The following is a 17,488-nucleotide window of genomic DNA, read 5'->3' as shown; positions in this document are numbered from 1 at the left end:
GGGAGCCTAACTACTATCCGACCTGCGAAGTTATAAACCTGCACGAGTGGAAGACCCGGCGCGCGTCCTAGTTGTTTAGGCGTTAGCTTTCCCGCTATGAACAGGTACGCACTCCCGCCGACGTGGGCAAAAGAGATTAACAACTGGGCGACGGCATTAAAGGTGGCCGGACGATCTAATCAGACCGTCGAAACACGCACCGAGCACTTGCGACGCTTTGCACGTCAGACGGGCGCCCCCGCGCCTGCGCTCGTTTCACGCAATAGGCTAATCGACTGGGCGGGCACGCAAGAATGGGCACGAGAGACCCGCCGAAGCGTCTACACCTCAATTCGCGCCTTTTACACATGGGCGTACGAGACAGGGCGGGTGAGCGACAACATTAGCGACGCTCTTCCACGGGTGAAAGCAAGCGAACCGGCACCCCGCCCGGCGCCCGAAAACGTCTACCGCGTGAGCCTTGCCAATGCCGACGCGCGGGCGCGGTTAATTCTGCGCCTTGCGGGTGAGGCCGGATTAAGGCGCGGGGAAATAGCTCAAATAAGCCGAGACGATCTGACGCGCGACCTTATGGGCTACTCTCTGAGAGTTCACGGGAAAGGCGGGAAAACTCGCACAGTCCCCCTAACAGATAAATTAGCTCTGTCGCTCATCGACTATTTGGGGCGGCGCTATTGGCTTTTCCCTTCACCATCTGGCGGGCATCTCACGCCCCGCCATGTTGGAAAACTTGCATCAAAAGTGATGCCCGATATTTGGACTTTGCATACTCTGCGCCACAGGTTCGCAACAGTCACATACGACGGCACCCGCGATTTGCTGGTTGTCCAGCAACTTCTAGGACATTCGTCAGTGGCGACGACCCAGCGGTATATTGCGACCCCACAGGATCGGTTGCGCGCGGCGGTCGCCGTCGCTAGTGTAGTATAGCAAGTACACACATAAGGGAAGCGGGGAAACATGAACGACAACGCAATCACGCGCGCACGCGAAGCGCTTGACCAAGCGCGGGCGAACTTGATTGACGAGGTGCGCAAAGCCTCAGAATATGGGCTACCTGTTAGCAAAATAGCGGAATACGCCGGCGTAACAAGGAAAACAGTCTATACATGGCTCAACGGTGGCACCGTTACAAAGTTGTAACATAAAACACGCCCACACACTTGCATCTTTCCTAAACACAGGTGTATAGTAGTTACACAAGCAAACGAGAGCAGAAAGGACTAGACAATGCTCACCGAAAACACTTACATTGAATGCGCCGACTGGAACGGAACAATCGGAGAGGCTATCACCGCCGGTGTTCTCGACTTCGAAGAGCGCTTCGAAGAGATTTACAACGCACAGAACATCAAGAAGCCAATCTATGAAGATTCAATAAACGGAAAACTTGAGGCCTTGGACGGTTACCGCGATGAAGTTCTAGCCCGCAAGCTCTTTAGCGTCTCCTATGCTCAAGTTTTCGCGCCCCTGCCTTATTCCTTGATGTGATCGCAAAGCCAAAGCCCCCCGGAGCGCACAGGCTCCGGGGGGCTACTGATTCCCAGTAGAGAAGCAACAAGGACTAGAAGAGTTGCTTCTCTATAGGTGCCTACACCGTATCACACCCCGGTTTAGCGTTTGCGGTTTTCGACGCTAATTAACCTGTCTGAAAGTGCCTCGTCCCATGCCCGGCGGTCTCTGCGCTCTTCGGATAGGTCTGTTCTAATTTCCCCGATTTCGTGGCCGATACGGGTCACGTCTTTCTCAACGCGGGCAATACCGTCGGCGATGCTTGAGCCGTGATTAGGCCGTAGGCGTTTCTTCGTCTCCTTGTATGTGGAGATAGACGCGATGAGTGCGCCGAGCCCGGCAAGCCCGCCGAGGTTCTGCAACACATTAACGACTTCATGAACCATCTGCACCGCCGGCGGGGGTATGCAATAGTGCGGTCGTGGTCCCCAGCACGCTAGAGGCGAGAGCAAGCCAAAGGGGCGCGGTTGATTCTTCGACGAGGCCGTAAACGACAAGCAAGGGCACGAGAGCGGTAACAATCCCATAAACCCACCGGCGCACCGACGGGGTGAGCCATTGCGCATACCGGGGTGTTGGCGCGTCGAGTGCGTGTTTAGGCGGGTTGTTCATGCTTTGAGCCTTTCGGCGAGAAGATCGGCGACGGACTGGGCGAGCGTATCGGGGATCATGTGGGCGAGCGATGAGGCTAAAGCCTGCTCATCAATATCGGCGTTTACTGTTACGGGGGTGCCGAACACGCGGGCTTTTCGGCTGGCCGCGTCTGCGGCAATTAGCCCGATTTCGCCGTCGTTAAAGTCTTCATAACTTGGGCCGTCATACGTGCGATGTAGAAAGCCCCAGAGGGTCGCCGATGGAATAGGCGAAACGTCGTACGGGGTTGCTGCGTATACGATTCCAGACTGTACAGATCTAATAAAACGCATGGTGTCGTCTCCTGTTTCGGTAGATAGGGGGTCAAGGGCGGGGGGGTCTGAGAATCCAATCCCAACGGCCGGCGCGGGTAAGGTAGTGGGCTGTAAACGATGTGGTGCGGGTTTCCCCGCCGGTCTGATCGCCCGGCGCGCCGTCGATCGACCCGCTTTCTGAAATAAAAGCCTCACACATCCGATTCTGGCCGACGTATATGCCGACGTGCCCGGCCTGTTCGCTTAGTACTGCATCGCCGGGGCGTAGTGTGATGCCGGCATAGTATGGGATTGTTTCGAACCCGCGGGCGGCCGCGTAGGCGCGCAAGTTTCCCGTGTACGAGTCACGCGGAAACGGCGGAAGCGCTCCCGCTTGGTTATAGGCCCATGCGGTCAGCGCGCTACAGTCAGCGGACCCGCCGGGGTAAATATCCCACCTGTTTGGCTGAGAGTAGCCGACGTTCCACACGTCGCACACCTGTTCGACCGATGTGCAGACTTTGTCAATATCGATATTCATGTCATGCCACCCACACGGCAACGCCGTATCCGGTCATGTTTTTGTTGATATTGAAGCTAGCCTGTGGCTTGACGATGATGCGCCGTCCGGTAGCGCTGTAAAAGACCGGCGTTGTATATCCACCAAACGTGATGTGACCTACGCACGTATTGTCTTGGGGGGTTGGGTAGGTGGTGGGGACTGTCATAATTGCAAACTCCCCCGACGTACCAGTATTGAAAGCGTCGGCGGCGCGTTTCGCGTTAATTGGCATAACGTGCATATTTCCGGTGCGGGTTGCTTGTCCTGCCCCTTCCCATCCGCTGTAAGCGGGGAAACTTGTAGCGGATGGAGTGAAAGCCTTTTCGATTGCTTCGGCATTCTGGCGCGCCGTGGCCGGAAAGTCTGCAACGCGATCGGAAGAGGTGGGATAAGGGAGCTTGAAGCGCGGGGTGGTGGCTGTCATTGCTATTCCTTTCGTTAGATAGTGGTCGAACTGAGGTCTGCCCAGGTGATATTGGGGAATTGGCTCCACAGTGCATGGGCGGGGATTTCGCCCCATGTTGCGGAGTGTGAAGCGGTTGTGGCGCGCGTTAAAGTCAAGTCGTGTATCCAGTGGCCTTGTTCACGGGTGATTGTTCCCCCGTCAAGGTAGACAGGAATATTAGGGGAGCCGGGTATCCACTGAGCGCACCCCGTAATAACGAGCGGGAAACCTATTCGGGTTGATGCGTCGAGCGTGCTCATAAGCACCCCCGATGGCACGACACCAAGAGCATCGTTCAAAGTAATAGCGGGGATCGTCCACCCGCCGGGAGCAGTCGCGGCAAGGTAGTGCACTGCGAGGGCTGTTGCTTCGGCTTGAGTAGTTAATTGGGTTGAGATTGATAGGGTGCGTGCCCCGTAGGTTGCGACGCGCTCAGGGTCTGTGGCGCGCGCTTCGTGGGTCGCCCACTCTAGTTCTTGTTTTTCGTTCAGTATTGCCGATTCCCACCGGACAACCACTTCAGTTGCAAGGTCAGTCGTATCCCGGCAAATGTTGACCCCGGCGCGAAGTAGCGCCTTGGCGGGCAGTTGATTCGTTCGCGTGTTTACGTCAGTCCAAGCATTGCCGTGTAGGGGAATACGTAACTTGTACAAAGATTTACGGTTGCGCTGGTCTTCGAGATAAAGGAACTGCCCAACCCCCCTTGCGGCGGACGGCCAGAGGATCGCGCCGGTAGAGGTCGCACTCTCGCGAATCAAGTCCAGTAGCCCGACGGCATCAACGTCACGGGCACGCAACAGCATCGCCCCCGGAACCGGGTCAGCAACAACGGAAAGATCAACGTCGGTCGCGTCTACGATCCGTGCAAGGCGGGTCGAAAGTGTTTCCGTTGGCCACGGTTCGGCCCCGATGACTTTGTTAGCCAGCGTGGTGAGAATGTCCGCGCCGGTGATGCGTAGAACCGGGCGGGCAAGATGCTCATCCCACGTTGTTATCGCGCTTGTGATCCTCCCGTCGAAGACGGTGGCGGTGCGAGCGCCCACGCTGGTTGAGGTGATGGAGAGACTACCGAGCGAAAGACGCTTAAAACTCTCCCAGTCCTGCGGGGTGTCGTTAAACGCGCCGGTGAGGTCTTTAAACCGCGCGCCATGTCCGGTAACGTCAATTCTTAGACCAACATAGGTGCCGACGGCGCTGGCGGGCGCTCGCCATGCGAAGACGACATCAGTGGCCTGGAATGTCGTCGCGGATTTTATTTCATGCGTTTGGGTGTTTAGTTGATAGTCGTCGCGCGCGGGGCTTTTCCAGTATGCGGGAGTAATGGTGACGCTCATCCACGGCGGGATACTCATGTGTAGGCGCGTTGTGAACGATTGCCCTGCGACGACGGTGGGGAGCGTGTTCCAGGCGGCGGGGTTGTCGTTTCCGGCGACGAAACTGCGTTGAGGGGCGAGGACGCGCGTGGGATTCTTATCAATAAACAGGGTTGAGCCCGATAGGGGCGCGGTGGCATCCCACGCGCGTTCGGGGAGCGGGATACTAATATCCGCGTCGGCGGGCACGTCTGGGCTTGTTGCTGTGACGCTGATGCGCCTGCCGGGCGCGATCTTCTCTAACGCGTCGCGGGCGCGCTCGTCGTCAGGTAGGGCGATAGAGGCGGTGAGCGTGGTGGGGTCTGGCTGGTCTAGGCGGGTCGAGCGTCCCCATTTCACGCTCAGCCCGTCTAACACTGTGATTTCCCGGTTGGAAAGGCTCTGAGCGTCGGTGGCAAGAGGCTCCTCGTCAAGATAGATAGAGCAGTATGGGGAGGTCATGCGCTCGCTCCGATTCTCACCGTTCCGACCCGGCGGGCGTGATCTGATAGGAGCTTTTGAATTTTCCTTGCCGCGTCGTCGCCGTCTAGAACGCCGTTGATTGTGATGTTATACACCGGCTGAGTATTGGCGGGGGTCGCGCCTTTGGTCTGCGCGGGGCTAGGAAATTCAAGGGAGGCGAGACCGCGGACCATGCGCGCGCCCGCCGTTGAGACGTTTCCGGTTTGGCTAGTGATGCCCAGAGATACGCCTTGGCCGAAGAACGCGCCGAGCGCCATGCCAACACGTGAGGGAGAATTAATTCCCAGGAAGCTCTTAATAGCGTCAACGGCTTTCCCGGCAATATTCGTGGCCGCGTCCCACAAGGCGCTCCCCATGGAGCCGATGCCGTCAATCAATCCGTTAACGATATCTTTGCCGGTCTGCAACAGTTTGCCAGGAAGGTCCTTTAATCCATTCGTAATATTGGAGACGATTTCACTGGCTTTCTCGCTCACCAGGTGCGCGAGGCTTGCCCAGCCGTTCGACCACGCGGATGTTATCCACGAGACAACTCCAGTAATCGCGCTACCTACAAGGCTTGAAAGCCCGCCGACTAGATTGGATATGAGTGCGCCTGCCGATGAGACGATATCGCCCATTGAGCCAAAAGCGCCCGCCCAGTCGCCTGTGATGATCTGGCCGACGAACGTCACAACACCACTAAACAGGTTAAACAGGTCGCTCATATATGTGCCGATGACCGTGAAAGCGTCCAGGACATACGGGGCAAGGGTCTGAATGATCGGAAACAATACACTCGCCAGGGTGTCGGAAAATCTCCCGGCGGCGTCAACAAGCGACTCCACCCACGGCACAGAGTCGAGAAAACTCTGCATACTAAACCCGTCAACCAAATTCAACACGTAATCGAGGGCGGCACCTACACCGTCGAAGAGGCTGGAGGCAACCGGCTCCAAGGCATCCATGCCCTTATTTTTTAAGATTGTCCACTTTTCGGCCGCGTCCATGGTTTCCTCACCAACGCCGAGGATCGTATCCCCCGTCGCACCGGCAGCGCTCATGAGGTCATTCATGTTCAATGTGCCGGATTGGAGGGCTTGAACCATCTGCGCGGCTCCTTTGGTGCCGAAAATGTTCGACGCCAAGTCCAAGGCGGCCCCCGTGTCGCCCGCGTCGATAAACCCTTGGAGCTCGCCGGTGGCGCGTTTGAACGCTTCAGATGTTGACTCGCCGGGCTCGGCAAGGTTCAACATGCCCCGGCGCATCGCGCTCAAAGTGGAATCTGCGTCAACGCCCGCCTTGTCGAGGCTACCGATAAGGGCGATCGAGTCTTCAAAACTAAAACCAAGTTCTTGCATTGTCATCGCGTTTGTTTGCGATGAGTTGGCAAGATCGTTCATTGATACGCCGGTGGCTTGGCTGACCCGGAAAAGCGAGTCCATCGCGCCCGCGACGTTGTCGCCCTCAATTTTGAACGCGCTAAACGCGGCTGAGGTGGTATTTACGTCAACGTCTTCGCCGAGGATGCGCCCGGCCTCAAGATATTGAGAGGCGACTGTTTGCAACGTGTCGCCAGACAATCCGAGGCGCGTGTTGAGGTCTGCGACGGTTGATCCGGCGGTTTCAAAGTCTGTCGGGATGCTGGTAGCAACCTTGCGCGCGTCGTCGATTAAGCCGTCAAGCGCCTCGCCTGTCGCGCCGGTTCCGGTGCGGATGGTATCGGCAACACTGTCGAACGTTGTGCCCAGGTCGTAGAGCTCTTTACCGACGGCGATAGCGCCGGTAACAACCGCGCCACCGACGGCGAGCGCGCCGGGGCTGATTTTGGCGAGCTTTCCACTCAACCCGCCTGCAGCCTGCTCAGTTTCGTTAAACCCTTTGACAACCCCTTTCGCGTCGCTAATGATTTTGACGCTGAGGATCGCGCTTTTACCGGCCATCTTGTGCAGTCTCCTCAAAAATGTCGAAAGCGGTTTCTAGATAAATAGGGTCAAGGGCAAGCCACGTGGCGGGGTCAATGCCTGTGCGGAGGGCGAGAACGGTCAGGGCATATTCTGGGGTTCCGGGCTGTCCTGGGTCGTAGGGTTTACCTCAGCATTTGAAAATTCATAATCTGCAATAGCGTCGATCCACGTATCAAAGTCCTGTGTTGCCGGGAGCCCTAGGCGCTGTGCGAGCGCGAACGCGATCAACCCTTGAATTGTCGGGTTGTCTTCCCAAGCGAGATTCCTGTTTCGCGCGATCTGTGAGGCGCGCAACCGGTCGACCGCGAACAGGCGGGTGGGCGCGATCGTCGTGCCGTCTTGGTATTCATATGCGATGTGCACTTTTTGGGTCATGGTTGGGTGTCCTTTTCAATTTGTTCGATAGCTTTTTCTACTGCGTCCGTGTAGAGCTTGAGCCACCGTGGCTCGGCTTCTTTCGCGCCTTTGTTAAGGAATAGACGCGGGTAAACGAACGATTCGACCGCGCGGGCGCTGGTGACGTTCGGCCACATCCGTCTCCCCCAGTTCACGGCGTTCGCGTAGGGGACGCGCTTGGAACCGGCGCGGATGATTCCGGCTGTTTTTGTTCCCGCCGCCCTCACCGACTTGGCGAGTTTCCCGCTCGGACCTTCGGGGACATATCCTTTTGCGGATCGGGCGGCGACTTCGGCGGCTTTCTTGTGAACGTCTTTCAGGTTTTGGAGTTCGTCAGCTTGCTCGCGTAAGGCTTTGCGTAGCTGACGAGCCCCCTGCACCTGAATACCGGCATAGTCTTGGCCACTCACGCTAGCTCAAGACGCTTTCGGGGGTTCCCATGGTGGGCTTGTCGCCGGTGATCTGGAAACTGAAGTCGGTTTCGTTCGTCTTCTTCGCGTCGCCACCGACTTTGACGGGGGCAACGATGCACTTGCCTTTCCATGCCAGGCCTGCGCCGGTCTTAGGAATGAAGACGAAGTCCATAATCTCCCCGGCGTGCGTGTAACACCACGCGATGAGAGAATCCGACCCGTATTCCTGATAGAACGTGCCCGAAATTGTTCCGCCCCATTGTGGTTCGGGCTGGTAGTCGTCGCCGTTTAAAAGGCCTTTAGGGTCTTCGGTTTTCGCTTCGGGCGCGAACTCTGTTTTCGTTGTTCGGCTCGAAAAGTCCTTGCCAGATCCTGCGGGGCCAAATGAGAGGGTGCCTGGGCCGAGGGTCTGCGAGATCGGGGAGGTGGGGGAGGGCGTATCAGTCATGAGAGTGTGTTCCTTTTGTATGCGATAGATGAGTGAGTGATGAGGTAGGCGGGAGCGCTTGCGGTTTGCGCGCCTTGCCACGTGATAGGGCGCATCGAATCCCATTCGATAACCGGATCAATCAACGTTAAGAGGTCGTCGAGCGTGTTCCAGGCGGCGGATTGATCGCCGACGGGCGCGCCGATAACCGCGGTCTCCCATTCCAGGTGGTATGTACACCCGGTGTCTTCGCTGAGAGTTGGCACCCCGAGGACGATGACCGGTGTGCCCGCTAAGAGGGCGGGGGTTGCTTCTTCAGCATCGAGAGTGACAATCGCGCGATCTTTAACGGCGTTCCTAAGATCCTCAGCGATAACGCGGGTCGCCGTGTGGGTGGCGATCATGCGATCCCTACTTTCATATACGGCGCGAGGATCGGGCGAGCGGGAACGAGCGGATCGCGGTTAATACGCACCGGGGCGCTTGTGATATCAGTGTCTTCAAACCCGGCAATCCCGTTTCTTGCGCTTCGCCGGTGGTAGAGGTCTGCGCCGACTTCGACGCACGCGCGGTGAAACACGCTTGCCGGGATCGCGTCTTTTTCTGCGCCGATGTAATGCATAACCATATCGACGGCTTCAACGGCACACTGACTGATATACGGGTCGACGGCGCGCGCGCCCACGAACGGGGCGAGCGCGGCGGCGACCTCTTCTGTGGGGCTCATGGTTAGTTAGCCATCTTGAGCGGGATCAGCGCGGACGGGATTTCGGAGGCGAACGCGGCATACTGGTAAACGCTGAACGCGTTGGTCAAGTCCAGTACATTCGCGTCCTGCAACGAGACGAGGCCGGACGTGTACGAGCGGAGGGCCTGCGCGTTGTAGAACGCGCCGACTGTGCCTTCACCGAGGCCGGTTGCGCCGGTCTGAATATGCTTATTCGTGACGATCTTCAACCCGTCGAGTTGCGCAAACTTCCCGGTAGCCTGAACAGTTCCGATAGTGTTATCCCCCGTGTTGCCTGCAACTTGCAGAATCGGACGGCCTGCCGTATCAGTCATGCCGGCGATAGCTTCAAACGCGGGACGCGTGAGGATTAGGCCATCGTTAACAAGGGCCTGATCTTCATAGGCTTCCTGAGCATCCAGCATCATATGTAGGATGCTCTTCCAATCGAGCGCGCCCATCGGCTTCGTCGTGGTGATCGCCTGGCTGGCTTGTGCTTTAACAACGCTGGTGAACTCGGTTGCAAAAGCGTCGGCAAGTTCTTTCGCCATGGTGAGGGTCAGGGCGCGTAGGTGAAGATCAAGGATGTTCGAGCGCGAACGTTCGATCACCTGGCGAGACAGGACTGCTCCACCGCCGTACGTGTTCACGGTCGCGGTCTTGGTCTGAACGGAAACAGAGCCGGTAACAAGCGGATCGCCTTCCTTGGCTTGCTTGCCCGCCTTAATCGTGTTGTCCTTGAGCTCAGCGAACTCAATGGTATTGCCCTCGGCGGGAAGAGCGCCCTTGCTAAACAATTCCATAAGCGGGTTAGCCAGAACGACAAGCCGGGTGAGGTCGCTAATGAACGTCGGTTCGCTGTAGCGTGCGTCGGCGCTGGTCGTCGTGCCGGTAAAGTTGCGCCCGACGTAAGGGGCGAGCGCGGAACGCGCCGAATCGTCGCCGGTAGCGTAGGCCTTAATGAGTTCACCGGCTGAACGGGTTTCAACCAGTGTGGGCGCTTCGGCGGTGGTGGTTTCAGTGAGCGCCATACGGCGCTCCAGGTTCGTCATTGAGGCGGTGAGGTTTTCAAGGCCACGAGTCAGAGTGTCGAAGTCTTCGCGGTCCTGAGCGTCGTCAAGTTCGGGGTTGGGCATGGTTGTGGTTTCCTGTTCTTCCTTGTTTCTGACGTTGGTAATGCGTGCGGGTTCGTAGGCTGGGATGGGCACAAGGGAGATTTCTCTGAGGTCGATACGCTTTTGGGTGCGTAACGTTCCCTCATTGGTCTCGGTGTCTTCGTATTCGGATTCGTAAAAGCCGATAGACAAGGATGAAATAGCGCCGTCGCGCGCGAGGGTCGCCGCGTCCCTGCCGAGGCTTGTATCTGATATGCGCGCCGTCATTTCGAGACCTTCCGGCGTTTCGGTAAGGTTCGTCACCACGCCGATAGGCTCATCGTGCCGGTAGAACAGCATCGGCATCCTTGTGCAGTCAATGGCCCCGCGCGCGATCTGTTCCCGGTATCCGGGGACAATCTCTGTGGGCGCATCAAAGGGGACGGCAAGCCCCTGAATTGTTCTGCCGTCTCCGGCATCTTCGCGCGTGATAAGGCGCGCCGGTAGGGTTCGTCGGGTGAGTTTCATGCGGTTTCTTCCTGTGCGTGTGGGAGGGGTTGGCGGCCTTCGAGTGCGCGGATTTCGTCGATGGTTAGGAAACCGTTGGCGAGGGCGACCGCGTACGAGTCATAGCGAGTCTTAGTATCGGTACGTAGCAAGCCCTCAAGGTTGAATCTGACATCTTGCCCCCTGACTGTGACGGTGGTGAATGCTTCTTCCAGGGGTCGCAGATACGCCATGAGCGTGAAACGTATGAAGCTGATCCAGTCTTGTTCGACGTTGCTGTATGACATTGAGCCGCCTGCGGGGCTTGCGAGCATGAGCGTTGAGGGGATGCCGAAGAGCCGGGCTATTTCCAAGGTTGAAAATTCACGGGCTTCAATCCATTGGGCATCTTTAGGGGATATTGCTAAATGCGAGTAGGTAAAGGCTTTCGGGAGTACTTTCACGCGCGTGGGGTTGGCGGACTGGTCAACCGGGTTGCCGTCCTGGTCGAGCCCGTTCCATGCGTTTCGGGTGGCCATCGCTTCGGCGAGGGTCGCCGTAGGGCTTGACAGAATACCTGTGGGCTCGCCCGTCCCGGTAAACCACTGCGACGCATAATCGCGCACGTCTCGCGCACCCATCAGATCAGCGCGAGCCGCCTCAATAGGGCCAAGCCCGAGGGGTTCCCCGATGCGCGCGGGCTGAAGATGAGCATGAAGCACATCAAAACTAGTGAGCTCTTTACCTTCAACACCAAACCGGAGCGCGCGGGTCGCGGGGTTAACGCTAATCCAGACTCGCGACGGGTCAAGCGGGCGCAACGCGACCGGGGAGCCTGCGCCGTCTCGTTCGATGAGGGCGTAAGCGTTGCCGTAGAGCGCGAGCGCGCTCACCATGTGCGTGATCCATTCACCGCGCGTCATGCGCGGATCCGGCTGTGAAACGATCGCGGGAACACTGGCCCCGGACAGGGTCGCCCCCCGGCGCTCAATCGTGATCGGCAATTGGGCGGCCGCTGTCGTCAACACTTGGATAGCCCTGTAAACGGGTATCAGTGTTCGCGCGTCAGACAAGACGAGTGGGCGCGTCGGCGGGGTTAAAGCGGGGTGAGCAGATGCCTTGGGAGCTTCGGCTCTGCTGATCCCTATCGCGTGCGCGATCCGCTTTCGTAATGCCATGACCCCGATGAAACACGCGCGCACATGAAGCGCGCAAGAGGTGCAGGCGGTTGACTGTCCCCCGCTGTCGCCGGTTGTCAACCGGGGTTTATGCGAGCGTCCAGAAAGCCTCTTCCTTGTGATCGCACCCCCAGAGGGCGACGCTTGCGGCAATGAGACTAGGGATAGGCGCAGTCGAGCGGTCGCGGTCGAAACGTTGCACGTCGTTGGATTCTTTACCCACCGCGTTCGCTACGGCAAGGCGTAGAGCCTGCGACCCGTCGTGCTTAATGCTCCCAGTCTCATTAATCGCCGAGAGTAGATTCCCGTCTGCGACTAGTCTTTCACTTATGGTGAGCGCCCGAACGCGCGCGGGATCAATGTCCGTCCGCTCTGTTATCTCGTCGGTGATCCGGCGGGTAGGCCCCCCGTTGTCCGCGACGATCTGAATATTGGGGTAAGCGCGCATCAGACCGGCAATGTAGGCGGGTAGCCACGCGGTTCCATGGGCTTGTTTGACAACACGAATAGCGGCAACCCCGTCAAGGTCTCTCCAACAGGCGACCACCGCTCCACATTGACCAATTCCCGAGGCCTCATAAGCGATAGTCACATCATTCAAATCGGGGACGGCAAGGGGCTCGCCCTGGAGGTGGTCGAAGTCCTCCAAAGCGATCAACGGGTTATCCGACGCGACAACCACGTTCATATAGGCGCGCATCCACTCCCCATAGGGCAAGCCCATATCAGACGCGAGAGCCTCAGCGGTGAGCGTATTACCCAAAGCCGGATGGAACAGTTTCCACGTTTCCGGGTCGTAGGGGTCAGCCCCTTCCGGCATAGAAAACTCGATATAACACAAGCTAGGATCAGCGCCGTTAATCCCTTGATCTATCAGCGAGTTCATAAACTCACTTTTCGCGGTGCCCTTCGTCGATACCATCCAGATTTGCGCCTCCTGACGGATAGTGACCTGCGAGGGCGATATAGCGCCTAATAGCCCCTCGCCGAGGGCTAGGGAATGCTTCCAGATTTCATCAAGAACAACAAGGTGAGGGTGCCCGCCGTGAACGCTAGAGAGTGTGGGGCTAAAACGCGTGAGCGTGGAACCATTTTCGATAACGGTCAGCCCCTCAGAGCCGTTAGAGAATCTGGGGGTGACGAGCGCACCGGCGGGGGATTTCCTCACCAACGCGATCAGCTCACGAACTCGCTTGCCTGCATCTGCGCCAGTCTGAGCGGTGAACAGGGTTTCAGACGCGGGGCGCAACAAGAGACGATGCAACTGCAATGGGCCAGTTAGGAACGTTTTACCGGACTGCCGGGGCACGGACACCAAGACTTTTGAATACTTGTATGCCCGGACCTTCTCGCCCTGGGCATTAATCCCCCATCTGTATTGCGTCGCCCTGTTTAAGGTCATTCGTTGCCACGGTTGCAACTTAGCGCCCATGAGGCGGGCAACGCGCGCTATTTCCCTGCCCTCATTGAGCGGATAGGCGGGGTCAGGCTTCGGACAATGCGCCGGGGTGGGTAGGTGCGTGAACGTCACAGATCGTCGCCCGCTGTAATATCGCTAGAACTATCAGGGTCAAGGATCACGGCGAGCACCCCGGCGAGTTCGCCCGTCGTCTGAGTATTCCCTGCCGCCTCGGTGAGGTCTTGGAGCACCTTCGAGAGTGAATCATAGATTTTTGTTCGCGCGTATGCCTTTTCTCCGGGATCAACGTTATCGGCTTCCAAGGCAAGTTGTAAGGCGAGGGCACACGTTCCGGCAGTCCGTGCGGCTAATGATTCATTTTCTTGGATTGTGCTTACTGTTTTGGTAACTCCTTGATAAATGAGGCCTTTTCTAAGGTTTTTCCCTTCGATTTCAAACAGTGTTCCACTACTCATTCCCCTTGCTCCTTTCCTTGATTTTCCGGGTTTTTTCTCTCGTTCTCGGGGATAGATCCACGGCATGGCGCGGGGTGGACTGGGGTCAGATTCTCAGAAAAATAGGCGCGTTAAACGCCATTGAGGAACCACGCGAGCCCGTCATGCGTCGGAACGTTCGAATCGTCTAAAGGTTTCGCGCCCCGGCTTGTATTGCATCGAAGATGAGCCAGAGCCAAGTTGCTTTCAATACTCAGCCCCCCGCGCGACACTGGTATCAGGTGATCGAGACTCGCATCCTCGCGCCTGACTTGCGTGCGACAGATGTGGCACACGCCTTGGTCTCGCGTGTAGATGCGGTCTGTTAACGCGCGTCGCTGTGCGCCTGACAGTTGCCGGTACTCGTCATGATACTCAGTCACCGCGCGCCCCTGTTCGGGTGCGCGCCTGTTGGAGTGCCCAGACGCGCACCGCAACAACCGGATATGAGACCGTGCGACCGACATGCACGAACGGCGGGCCTCCCCCGCGTGACCTTAGTGAGGCGAGCGCGCTCACTGTTGTCTGTAGCTGGTCGGCGAGTTCTTGAGCAGTTAAGAACTCTTTATTACTAATGGGGATGGTCATCGCGACGTTAACAGCGGGGTCCTTGTTAGTCATTGGTTAAGCCGCCTATTAATGATGGTCCTCGTCAGGTTCCTCACCTTGGCAATATCAGCGCACAACCCAATCTGATGATTGCTGAGACTGTACCCGCTTCGCCCGTTCTCGATGTAGTCGAGGGCGGTATCAAACGTGGCAATCGCGTCAAGTAGATAATCTTTAATGATTTTCGGGTCTTGCTGGTCGTCAGGCATTGATCATTATCCAATTCGCTTGAGGGTCTGCAGTGGCAACGTGGGTGACTTCCGCGTATGAACTGGTATCAACGTGCGGGTAGTGCTGTTTGATGTATTCGGTGAGTACCCCCCACCGGCGGGCGCGTTCGGCATTCTCAAGGGCTTCGCGTTCCTTGCGTTGCTTCTCTTTAAGTGCGCGCGCTTTGGCGCGCCTTTCCTCCTCAAGGCGCTGGCGTTCTTTTTCGTCTGCCTGGAACTTCTGTAATCCTATGAACTGGCATTGATTGCACTTGCGAGGCTTCGCCTTGCCGTGAGTACACACCATTGGAAGATATTCAGGTGGGAGCATATTCAACTTCTCTCTTGTCTCTGCTTTGATTCGCGCGAGGATTTCGCGTGATTTCGTCAATTTTGCTTTAGGGTTAGGCGTAACAAACCCCCTAGGGAGAGCGGAGCGGTTCCCCGCTCTCCCCTGTAAGGGAGTAAGGCCAGCCATCATGTCCGCATGGACTGCCTTGGGCGTGCGGGGGCGTATTCGATTAAGCCGGTAGCGTTCAATCCGCGCGGCGGTCGCCCGGTTGCGTTCTGCTACTTTCGCATCATGACGCGCCCGCCACGCGTGCACCCACTCGACGAGGGTTTTCTTTACAACGCGGATAACCGACGCACACGGCTTACCCTTATCAATGCCCCCGCGCTTCCACTCGATAACCCGCGCATCTTCCATCCACTGCAAACACCGGCGGACATGGCGGGCGCTGTAGCCCGTGCGGTCAGATAATTGGTTTGCGGTCGTGATCAAACACGCGTCAAAGTCCGCGCGTTGCTCGCGCATCATGAGGCTCAGCATTTCCAGAATCGCGCGCGACGCGCCCCATTCGCGGCCTTGCATTGGCCCCCAACCCACGCGACCCAGAGCAAGGAGAATATCTTGCAAAGACGCATGAGCCGTCAACGCTCTTTTACTTGAATTCATGCGCGTACTTCCTCCGCTCTTCGTTGTCCATCGGGGTTATCACCACAAGCCCCTGTCGGACGCGCTCAGACAAGAGGAGAACCCACTGGGATTCACGTTCTTTGCCTTGCTGGTAGAGCTCAGTTGAATACTCTCTAATACCCTTGGCGACCCGCTCACGCTTCTCTTCCGGCCAAGGCTCGGGGCGAGGCTTAATGAGCCAATTCTTCGGAATACCATACGGATTCTGGGGCTGTCCCTTGCGCGTCATTTGAACGCCTTTGACAACAGGAAAAGGAACAGGGACGAAAAGAGGCAGACGAGGAACATGAGCGCAAACAAGACAGTCGCGGGACCTTCAACCAGATTGCCCAGATACACGAACAAGACGGCGAACAAGGCCAAAACGATAGCGCCCAGACGCGCGAGCCACCTCATTAGGCACCCCGTTTCGCGTTGCGATCCCACGCGAGCACGTACAGGAGCACAGCCAGATTCACCCAGCACCACACGACTAATGAGCTCGCCAACTCCAGCGAGTCCCACGGGAATGAGGCCGTATTCCACACAAACACACCAACAGACGCCAGCAAATTCACGGCGGCGAGGAATAGACTCCAATTAATTTTCATCACGCGCCCCCATTTCAGACAGGCGGGGGGTGTTGAGTTCTTCAGGGAGTGGTTTAGTGTGAGCGAGTCCGTAGCTCAAAAGCTTGAGGCCAACCTCAACCGACATTTGGCATCGTTCAGTCTCAGCGACGATGTTCCAGGCGTGCTTGCGAACATCTGCCATGAGGTCGTCCAAGCGGTCAGCGACCTCGAACGAATTCGCGGTGCCTCCCCTCAAAGACTTGGCAACATCCTCGGAGGACTGCGCGATGATCTCCATGACGGACTGATAGACCTCGTCGATGATGCCGGTCTGAATGTCCTTGAATACCTGGATGAGATAGTGGAGCTCGACCTTGCGACGCTCCCGCATTTCTGGGTACGCATGAGCCCGAGCGCGCATGAGGTTGTTCCACTGGGTTTGCGAGACCTGAAAATTACGGAACCCACGACGAACATCGACACGTTCATCATCGTTGACGCCGACGCCACAACGAACGCGCTCCCCGTCTACCTGGGAAACAGGTACGTCGGTACCACCCCCGAACATGCCGGGAGCTTCATCAGAGACGACGCTATCAGCATTGGTGTCAGATACGTCGCCATACCTGCCACCGTCACCATGAGTAACGGGCGCAGAATGATCGTCGTCGACGGCTTCACATGCTGAACACCCAGACAAGATAATCCCTTGCAACAAGCGCTTCATGGTAATACCGAGACGGTCAGCAAGAGCTTCAACATCAATATCAACGCGCATCATCGAACCCCCAAAGAGGTTCAACGATTCCCGCGTCAGCCAACGCGTCTAAATCATCCAAAGACCAACGCGTTTCATTACGCAAACGCGCGCTAAGCGTTGATTGAGTCAGACGAAGCGCCTTTGCGAGAGCTTCCTGGCTTGTATGCGTCTCTTCCAAGAATTGACGAACTTTGCGGGTCGTTACCACCTGAGAAATACTCATACCCGTTATACAAGTGGATAATCGGTTATTTGAACAGCAAAACCGCCGGCGTGTCTAAAAGTTAAGCGCCTACGATAGTAGATTTTCCGTTAAACTAAAGTTATGAGTATTTCAGCAATCCATACAGTTAATGAATCTAGCCGGTCTACCGCCGATGTTGTTGCAGGCAATATTCGAGCAGAAGCGGCAAGGCTCGGGATTAAACAGATTGAACTAGGGCGCGCCCTTGGCATGTCTCAGTCAGCCATTACAACACGATGGAAAGGACTCGCACGCTGGCAACTCGAAGAGCTTGACGACGTCGCTGACGTCCTAGGTATTACTGTCCAAGATTTGGTTACTGACCATCCACAGAA

Annotated in this window: 26 protein-coding genes; 4 read left to right on the top strand and 22 right to left on the bottom strand. The window is 57.1% G+C overall.

The genetic code is table 11. The features are described 5' to 3' along the window. The first annotated feature begins 96 nt into the window (after positions 1-96). From AC5RE1_RS09820 to AC5RE1_RS09810, 3 genes are all read left to right on the top strand, one after another. Complete coding sequence (locus tag AC5RE1_RS09820) at positions 97-930, top strand: tyrosine-type recombinase/integrase (RefSeq protein ID WP_493938861.1); 834 nt, start codon at positions 97-99, stop codon at positions 928-930. A gap of 30 nt (positions 931-960) precedes the next feature. After that, a complete protein-coding gene (locus AC5RE1_RS09815; protein WP_493938859.1) occupies positions 961-1,143 on the top strand; it encodes a hypothetical protein in 183 nt (60 codons plus the stop codon). 87 nt (positions 1,144-1,230) lie between these two features. Continuing rightward, a complete protein-coding gene (locus AC5RE1_RS09810) occupies positions 1,231-1,491 on the top strand; it encodes a hypothetical protein (protein ID WP_493938857.1) in 261 nt (86 codons plus the stop codon). A gap of 122 nt (positions 1,492-1,613) precedes the next feature. On the opposite strand, the gene AC5RE1_RS09805 is transcribed toward AC5RE1_RS09810, so the two are convergent. From AC5RE1_RS09805 to AC5RE1_RS09700, 22 genes are all read right to left on the bottom strand, one after another. Further along, the gene (locus AC5RE1_RS09805; protein ID WP_493938855.1) at positions 1,614-1,898 is read right to left on the bottom strand and encodes a hypothetical protein; all 285 of its coding nucleotides are present in this window, start codon (positions 1,896-1,898) and stop codon (positions 1,614-1,616) included. Beyond that, positions 1,888-2,124: a phage holin gene (locus tag AC5RE1_RS09800; RefSeq protein ID WP_493938853.1), complete on the bottom strand. Its 237-nt coding sequence runs from the start codon at positions 2,122-2,124 to the stop codon at positions 1,888-1,890. Before AC5RE1_RS09800 ends, AC5RE1_RS09805 begins: the two co-directional genes overlap by 11 nt. After that, on the bottom strand, positions 2,121-2,438 hold the full coding sequence (locus tag AC5RE1_RS09795; RefSeq protein WP_493938851.1) for a hypothetical protein: 318 nt from the start codon (positions 2,436-2,438) through the stop codon (positions 2,121-2,123). Before AC5RE1_RS09795 ends, AC5RE1_RS09800 begins: the two co-directional genes overlap by 4 nt. Positions 2,439-2,469: 31 nt before the next feature. Further along, entirely contained in the window at positions 2,470-2,940 is a 471-nt protein-coding gene (locus tag AC5RE1_RS09790) for an NlpC/P60 family protein (RefSeq protein ID WP_493938849.1), read from the bottom strand. Between the two features lies 1 nt (position 2,941). Continuing rightward, positions 2,942-3,385, bottom strand: coding sequence for a hypothetical protein (locus AC5RE1_RS09785; protein ID WP_493938847.1), 444 nt, complete (start codon positions 3,383-3,385; stop codon positions 2,942-2,944). Positions 3,386-3,399: 14 nt separating this feature from the next. Next, positions 3,400-5,220 carry a hypothetical protein gene (locus tag AC5RE1_RS09780; RefSeq protein WP_493938844.1) on the bottom strand — a complete coding sequence of 607 codons (1,821 nt, stop codon included), beginning with the start codon at positions 5,218-5,220 and terminating at the stop codon, positions 3,400-3,402. Further along, positions 5,217-7,163, bottom strand: coding sequence for a phage tail tape measure protein (locus AC5RE1_RS09775; RefSeq protein ID WP_493938842.1), 1,947 nt, complete (start codon positions 7,161-7,163; stop codon positions 5,217-5,219). The genes AC5RE1_RS09780 and AC5RE1_RS09775 overlap by 4 nt, the downstream gene beginning before the upstream one ends. 102 nt (positions 7,164-7,265) lie before the next feature. After that, a complete protein-coding gene (locus AC5RE1_RS09770; protein WP_493938840.1) occupies positions 7,266-7,562 on the bottom strand; it encodes a hypothetical protein in 297 nt (98 codons plus the stop codon). Further along, on the bottom strand, positions 7,559-7,993 hold the full coding sequence (locus tag AC5RE1_RS09765) for a hypothetical protein (RefSeq protein ID WP_493938838.1): 435 nt from the start codon (positions 7,991-7,993) through the stop codon (positions 7,559-7,561). The genes AC5RE1_RS09770 and AC5RE1_RS09765 overlap by 4 nt, the downstream gene beginning before the upstream one ends. 1 nt (position 7,994) lies before the next feature. Next, positions 7,995-8,444, bottom strand: coding sequence for a hypothetical protein (locus AC5RE1_RS09760; RefSeq protein WP_493938836.1), 450 nt, complete (start codon positions 8,442-8,444; stop codon positions 7,995-7,997). Then, complete coding sequence (locus tag AC5RE1_RS09755; RefSeq protein WP_493938834.1) at positions 8,441-8,827, bottom strand: hypothetical protein; 387 nt, start codon at positions 8,825-8,827, stop codon at positions 8,441-8,443. Before AC5RE1_RS09755 ends, AC5RE1_RS09760 begins: the two co-directional genes overlap by 4 nt. Beyond that, positions 8,824-9,150 (bottom strand): hypothetical protein, encoded by a 327-nt coding sequence (locus AC5RE1_RS09750; protein ID WP_493938832.1) that lies wholly within the window; start codon positions 9,148-9,150, stop codon positions 8,824-8,826. Before AC5RE1_RS09750 ends, AC5RE1_RS09755 begins: the two co-directional genes overlap by 4 nt. A 2-nt stretch (positions 9,151-9,152) precedes the next feature. Continuing rightward, positions 9,153-10,772 (bottom strand): HK97 family phage prohead protease, encoded by a 1,620-nt coding sequence (locus AC5RE1_RS09745; protein WP_493938830.1) that lies wholly within the window; start codon positions 10,770-10,772, stop codon positions 9,153-9,155. Continuing rightward, positions 10,769-11,908 (bottom strand): phage portal protein, encoded by a 1,140-nt coding sequence (locus AC5RE1_RS09740; RefSeq protein ID WP_493938828.1) that lies wholly within the window; start codon positions 11,906-11,908, stop codon positions 10,769-10,771. The genes AC5RE1_RS09745 and AC5RE1_RS09740 overlap by 4 nt, the downstream gene beginning before the upstream one ends. An 88-nt stretch (positions 11,909-11,996) precedes the next feature. Beyond that, positions 11,997-13,439: a terminase large subunit domain-containing protein gene (locus tag AC5RE1_RS09735; protein ID WP_493938826.1), complete on the bottom strand. Its 1,443-nt coding sequence runs from the start codon at positions 13,437-13,439 to the stop codon at positions 11,997-11,999. Then, on the bottom strand, positions 13,436-13,783 hold the full coding sequence (locus tag AC5RE1_RS09730; RefSeq protein ID WP_493938824.1) for a hypothetical protein: 348 nt from the start codon (positions 13,781-13,783) through the stop codon (positions 13,436-13,438). The genes AC5RE1_RS09735 and AC5RE1_RS09730 overlap by 4 nt, the downstream gene beginning before the upstream one ends. A 110-nt stretch (positions 13,784-13,893) precedes the next feature. Next, positions 13,894-14,268 carry an HNH endonuclease gene (locus AC5RE1_RS09725; RefSeq protein ID WP_493938822.1) on the bottom strand — a complete coding sequence of 125 codons (375 nt, stop codon included), beginning with the start codon at positions 14,266-14,268 and terminating at the stop codon, positions 13,894-13,896. Beyond that, positions 14,177-14,422, bottom strand: coding sequence for a helix-turn-helix transcriptional regulator (locus AC5RE1_RS09720; protein WP_493938820.1), 246 nt, complete (start codon positions 14,420-14,422; stop codon positions 14,177-14,179). Before AC5RE1_RS09720 ends, AC5RE1_RS09725 begins: the two co-directional genes overlap by 92 nt. 189 nt (positions 14,423-14,611) lie before the next feature. After that, entirely contained in the window at positions 14,612-15,577 is a 966-nt protein-coding gene (locus AC5RE1_RS09715; RefSeq protein WP_493938818.1) for a hypothetical protein, read from the bottom strand. Continuing rightward, complete coding sequence (locus AC5RE1_RS09710; RefSeq protein ID WP_493938816.1) at positions 15,564-15,827, bottom strand: hypothetical protein; 264 nt, start codon at positions 15,825-15,827, stop codon at positions 15,564-15,566. Before AC5RE1_RS09710 ends, AC5RE1_RS09715 begins: the two co-directional genes overlap by 14 nt. A 350-nt stretch (positions 15,828-16,177) precedes the next feature. Then, a complete protein-coding gene (locus AC5RE1_RS09705; protein ID WP_493938814.1) occupies positions 16,178-16,930 on the bottom strand; it encodes a hypothetical protein in 753 nt (250 codons plus the stop codon). After that, positions 16,917-17,132, bottom strand: a complete 216-nt coding sequence (locus AC5RE1_RS09700) for a helix-turn-helix domain-containing protein (RefSeq protein WP_493938812.1) — start codon at positions 17,130-17,132, stop codon at positions 16,917-16,919. The genes AC5RE1_RS09705 and AC5RE1_RS09700 overlap by 14 nt, the downstream gene beginning before the upstream one ends. A 102-nt stretch (positions 17,133-17,234) precedes the next feature. Here AC5RE1_RS09700 and AC5RE1_RS09695 point away from each other — a divergent pair. Continuing rightward, on the top strand, positions 17,235-17,488 hold a 254-nt coding region (locus tag AC5RE1_RS09695; protein WP_493938810.1), incomplete at its 3' end, for a helix-turn-helix domain-containing protein.

Source organism: Actinotignum sp. usb-actsch-rep-73, from assembly GCF_059082735.1.
The sequence above is the reverse complement of the archived record's forward strand: the minus strand, read 5'-3'. Positions and strand labels throughout refer to the sequence as shown.

What these genes read in the sequence shown, in the direction of transcription:
- AC5RE1_RS09820 (WP_493938861.1), top strand. Translation starts at nt 97, where the DNA reads ATGAACAGGTACGCACTCCCGCCGACGTGGGCAAAAGAGATTAACAAC.
- AC5RE1_RS09815 (WP_493938859.1), top strand. Translation starts at nt 961, where the DNA reads ATGAACGACAACGCAATCACGCGCGCACGCGAAGCGCTTGACCAAGCG.
- AC5RE1_RS09810 (WP_493938857.1), top strand. Translation starts at nt 1,231, where the DNA reads ATGCTCACCGAAAACACTTACATTGAATGCGCCGACTGGAACGGAACA.
- AC5RE1_RS09805 (WP_493938855.1), bottom strand. Translation starts at nt 1,898, where the DNA reads ATGGTTCATGAAGTCGTTAATGTGTTGCAGAACCTCGGCGGGCTTGCC.
- AC5RE1_RS09800 (WP_493938853.1), bottom strand. Translation starts at nt 2,124, where the DNA reads ATGAACAACCCGCCTAAACACGCACTCGACGCGCCAACACCCCGGTAT.
- AC5RE1_RS09795 (WP_493938851.1), bottom strand. Translation starts at nt 2,438, where the DNA reads ATGCGTTTTATTAGATCTGTACAGTCTGGAATCGTATACGCAGCAACC.
- AC5RE1_RS09790 (WP_493938849.1), bottom strand. Translation starts at nt 2,940, where the DNA reads ATGAATATCGATATTGACAAAGTCTGCACATCGGTCGAACAGGTGTGC.
- AC5RE1_RS09785 (WP_493938847.1), bottom strand. Translation starts at nt 3,385, where the DNA reads ATGACAGCCACCACCCCGCGCTTCAAGCTCCCTTATCCCACCTCTTCC.
- AC5RE1_RS09780 (WP_493938844.1), bottom strand. Translation starts at nt 5,220, where the DNA reads ATGACCTCCCCATACTGCTCTATCTATCTTGACGAGGAGCCTCTTGCC.
- AC5RE1_RS09775 (WP_493938842.1), bottom strand. Translation starts at nt 7,163, where the DNA reads ATGGCCGGTAAAAGCGCGATCCTCAGCGTCAAAATCATTAGCGACGCG.
- AC5RE1_RS09770 (WP_493938840.1), bottom strand. Translation starts at nt 7,562, where the DNA reads ATGACCCAAAAAGTGCACATCGCATATGAATACCAAGACGGCACGACG.
- AC5RE1_RS09760 (WP_493938836.1), bottom strand. Translation starts at nt 8,444, where the DNA reads ATGACTGATACGCCCTCCCCCACCTCCCCGATCTCGCAGACCCTCGGC.
- AC5RE1_RS09755 (WP_493938834.1), bottom strand. Translation starts at nt 8,827, where the DNA reads ATGATCGCCACCCACACGGCGACCCGCGTTATCGCTGAGGATCTTAGG.
- AC5RE1_RS09750 (WP_493938832.1), bottom strand. Translation starts at nt 9,150, where the DNA reads ATGAGCCCCACAGAAGAGGTCGCCGCCGCGCTCGCCCCGTTCGTGGGC.
- AC5RE1_RS09745 (WP_493938830.1), bottom strand. Translation starts at nt 10,772, where the DNA reads ATGAAACTCACCCGACGAACCCTACCGGCGCGCCTTATCACGCGCGAA.
- AC5RE1_RS09740 (WP_493938828.1), bottom strand. Translation starts at nt 11,908, where the DNA reads ATGGCATTACGAAAGCGGATCGCGCACGCGATAGGGATCAGCAGAGCC.
- AC5RE1_RS09730 (WP_493938824.1), bottom strand. Translation starts at nt 13,783, where the DNA reads ATGAGTAGTGGAACACTGTTTGAAATCGAAGGGAAAAACCTTAGAAAA.
- AC5RE1_RS09725 (WP_493938822.1), bottom strand. Translation starts at nt 14,268, where the DNA reads ATGTCGGTCGCACGGTCTCATATCCGGTTGTTGCGGTGCGCGTCTGGG.
- AC5RE1_RS09720 (WP_493938820.1), bottom strand. Translation starts at nt 14,422, where the DNA reads ATGACTAACAAGGACCCCGCTGTTAACGTCGCGATGACCATCCCCATT.
- AC5RE1_RS09715 (WP_493938818.1), bottom strand. Translation starts at nt 15,577, where the DNA reads ATGAATTCAAGTAAAAGAGCGTTGACGGCTCATGCGTCTTTGCAAGAT.
- AC5RE1_RS09710 (WP_493938816.1), bottom strand. Translation starts at nt 15,827, where the DNA reads ATGACGCGCAAGGGACAGCCCCAGAATCCGTATGGTATTCCGAAGAAT.
- AC5RE1_RS09705 (WP_493938814.1), bottom strand. Translation starts at nt 16,930, where the DNA reads ATGATGCGCGTTGATATTGATGTTGAAGCTCTTGCTGACCGTCTCGGT.
- AC5RE1_RS09700 (WP_493938812.1), bottom strand. Translation starts at nt 17,132, where the DNA reads ATGAGTATTTCTCAGGTGGTAACGACCCGCAAAGTTCGTCAATTCTTG.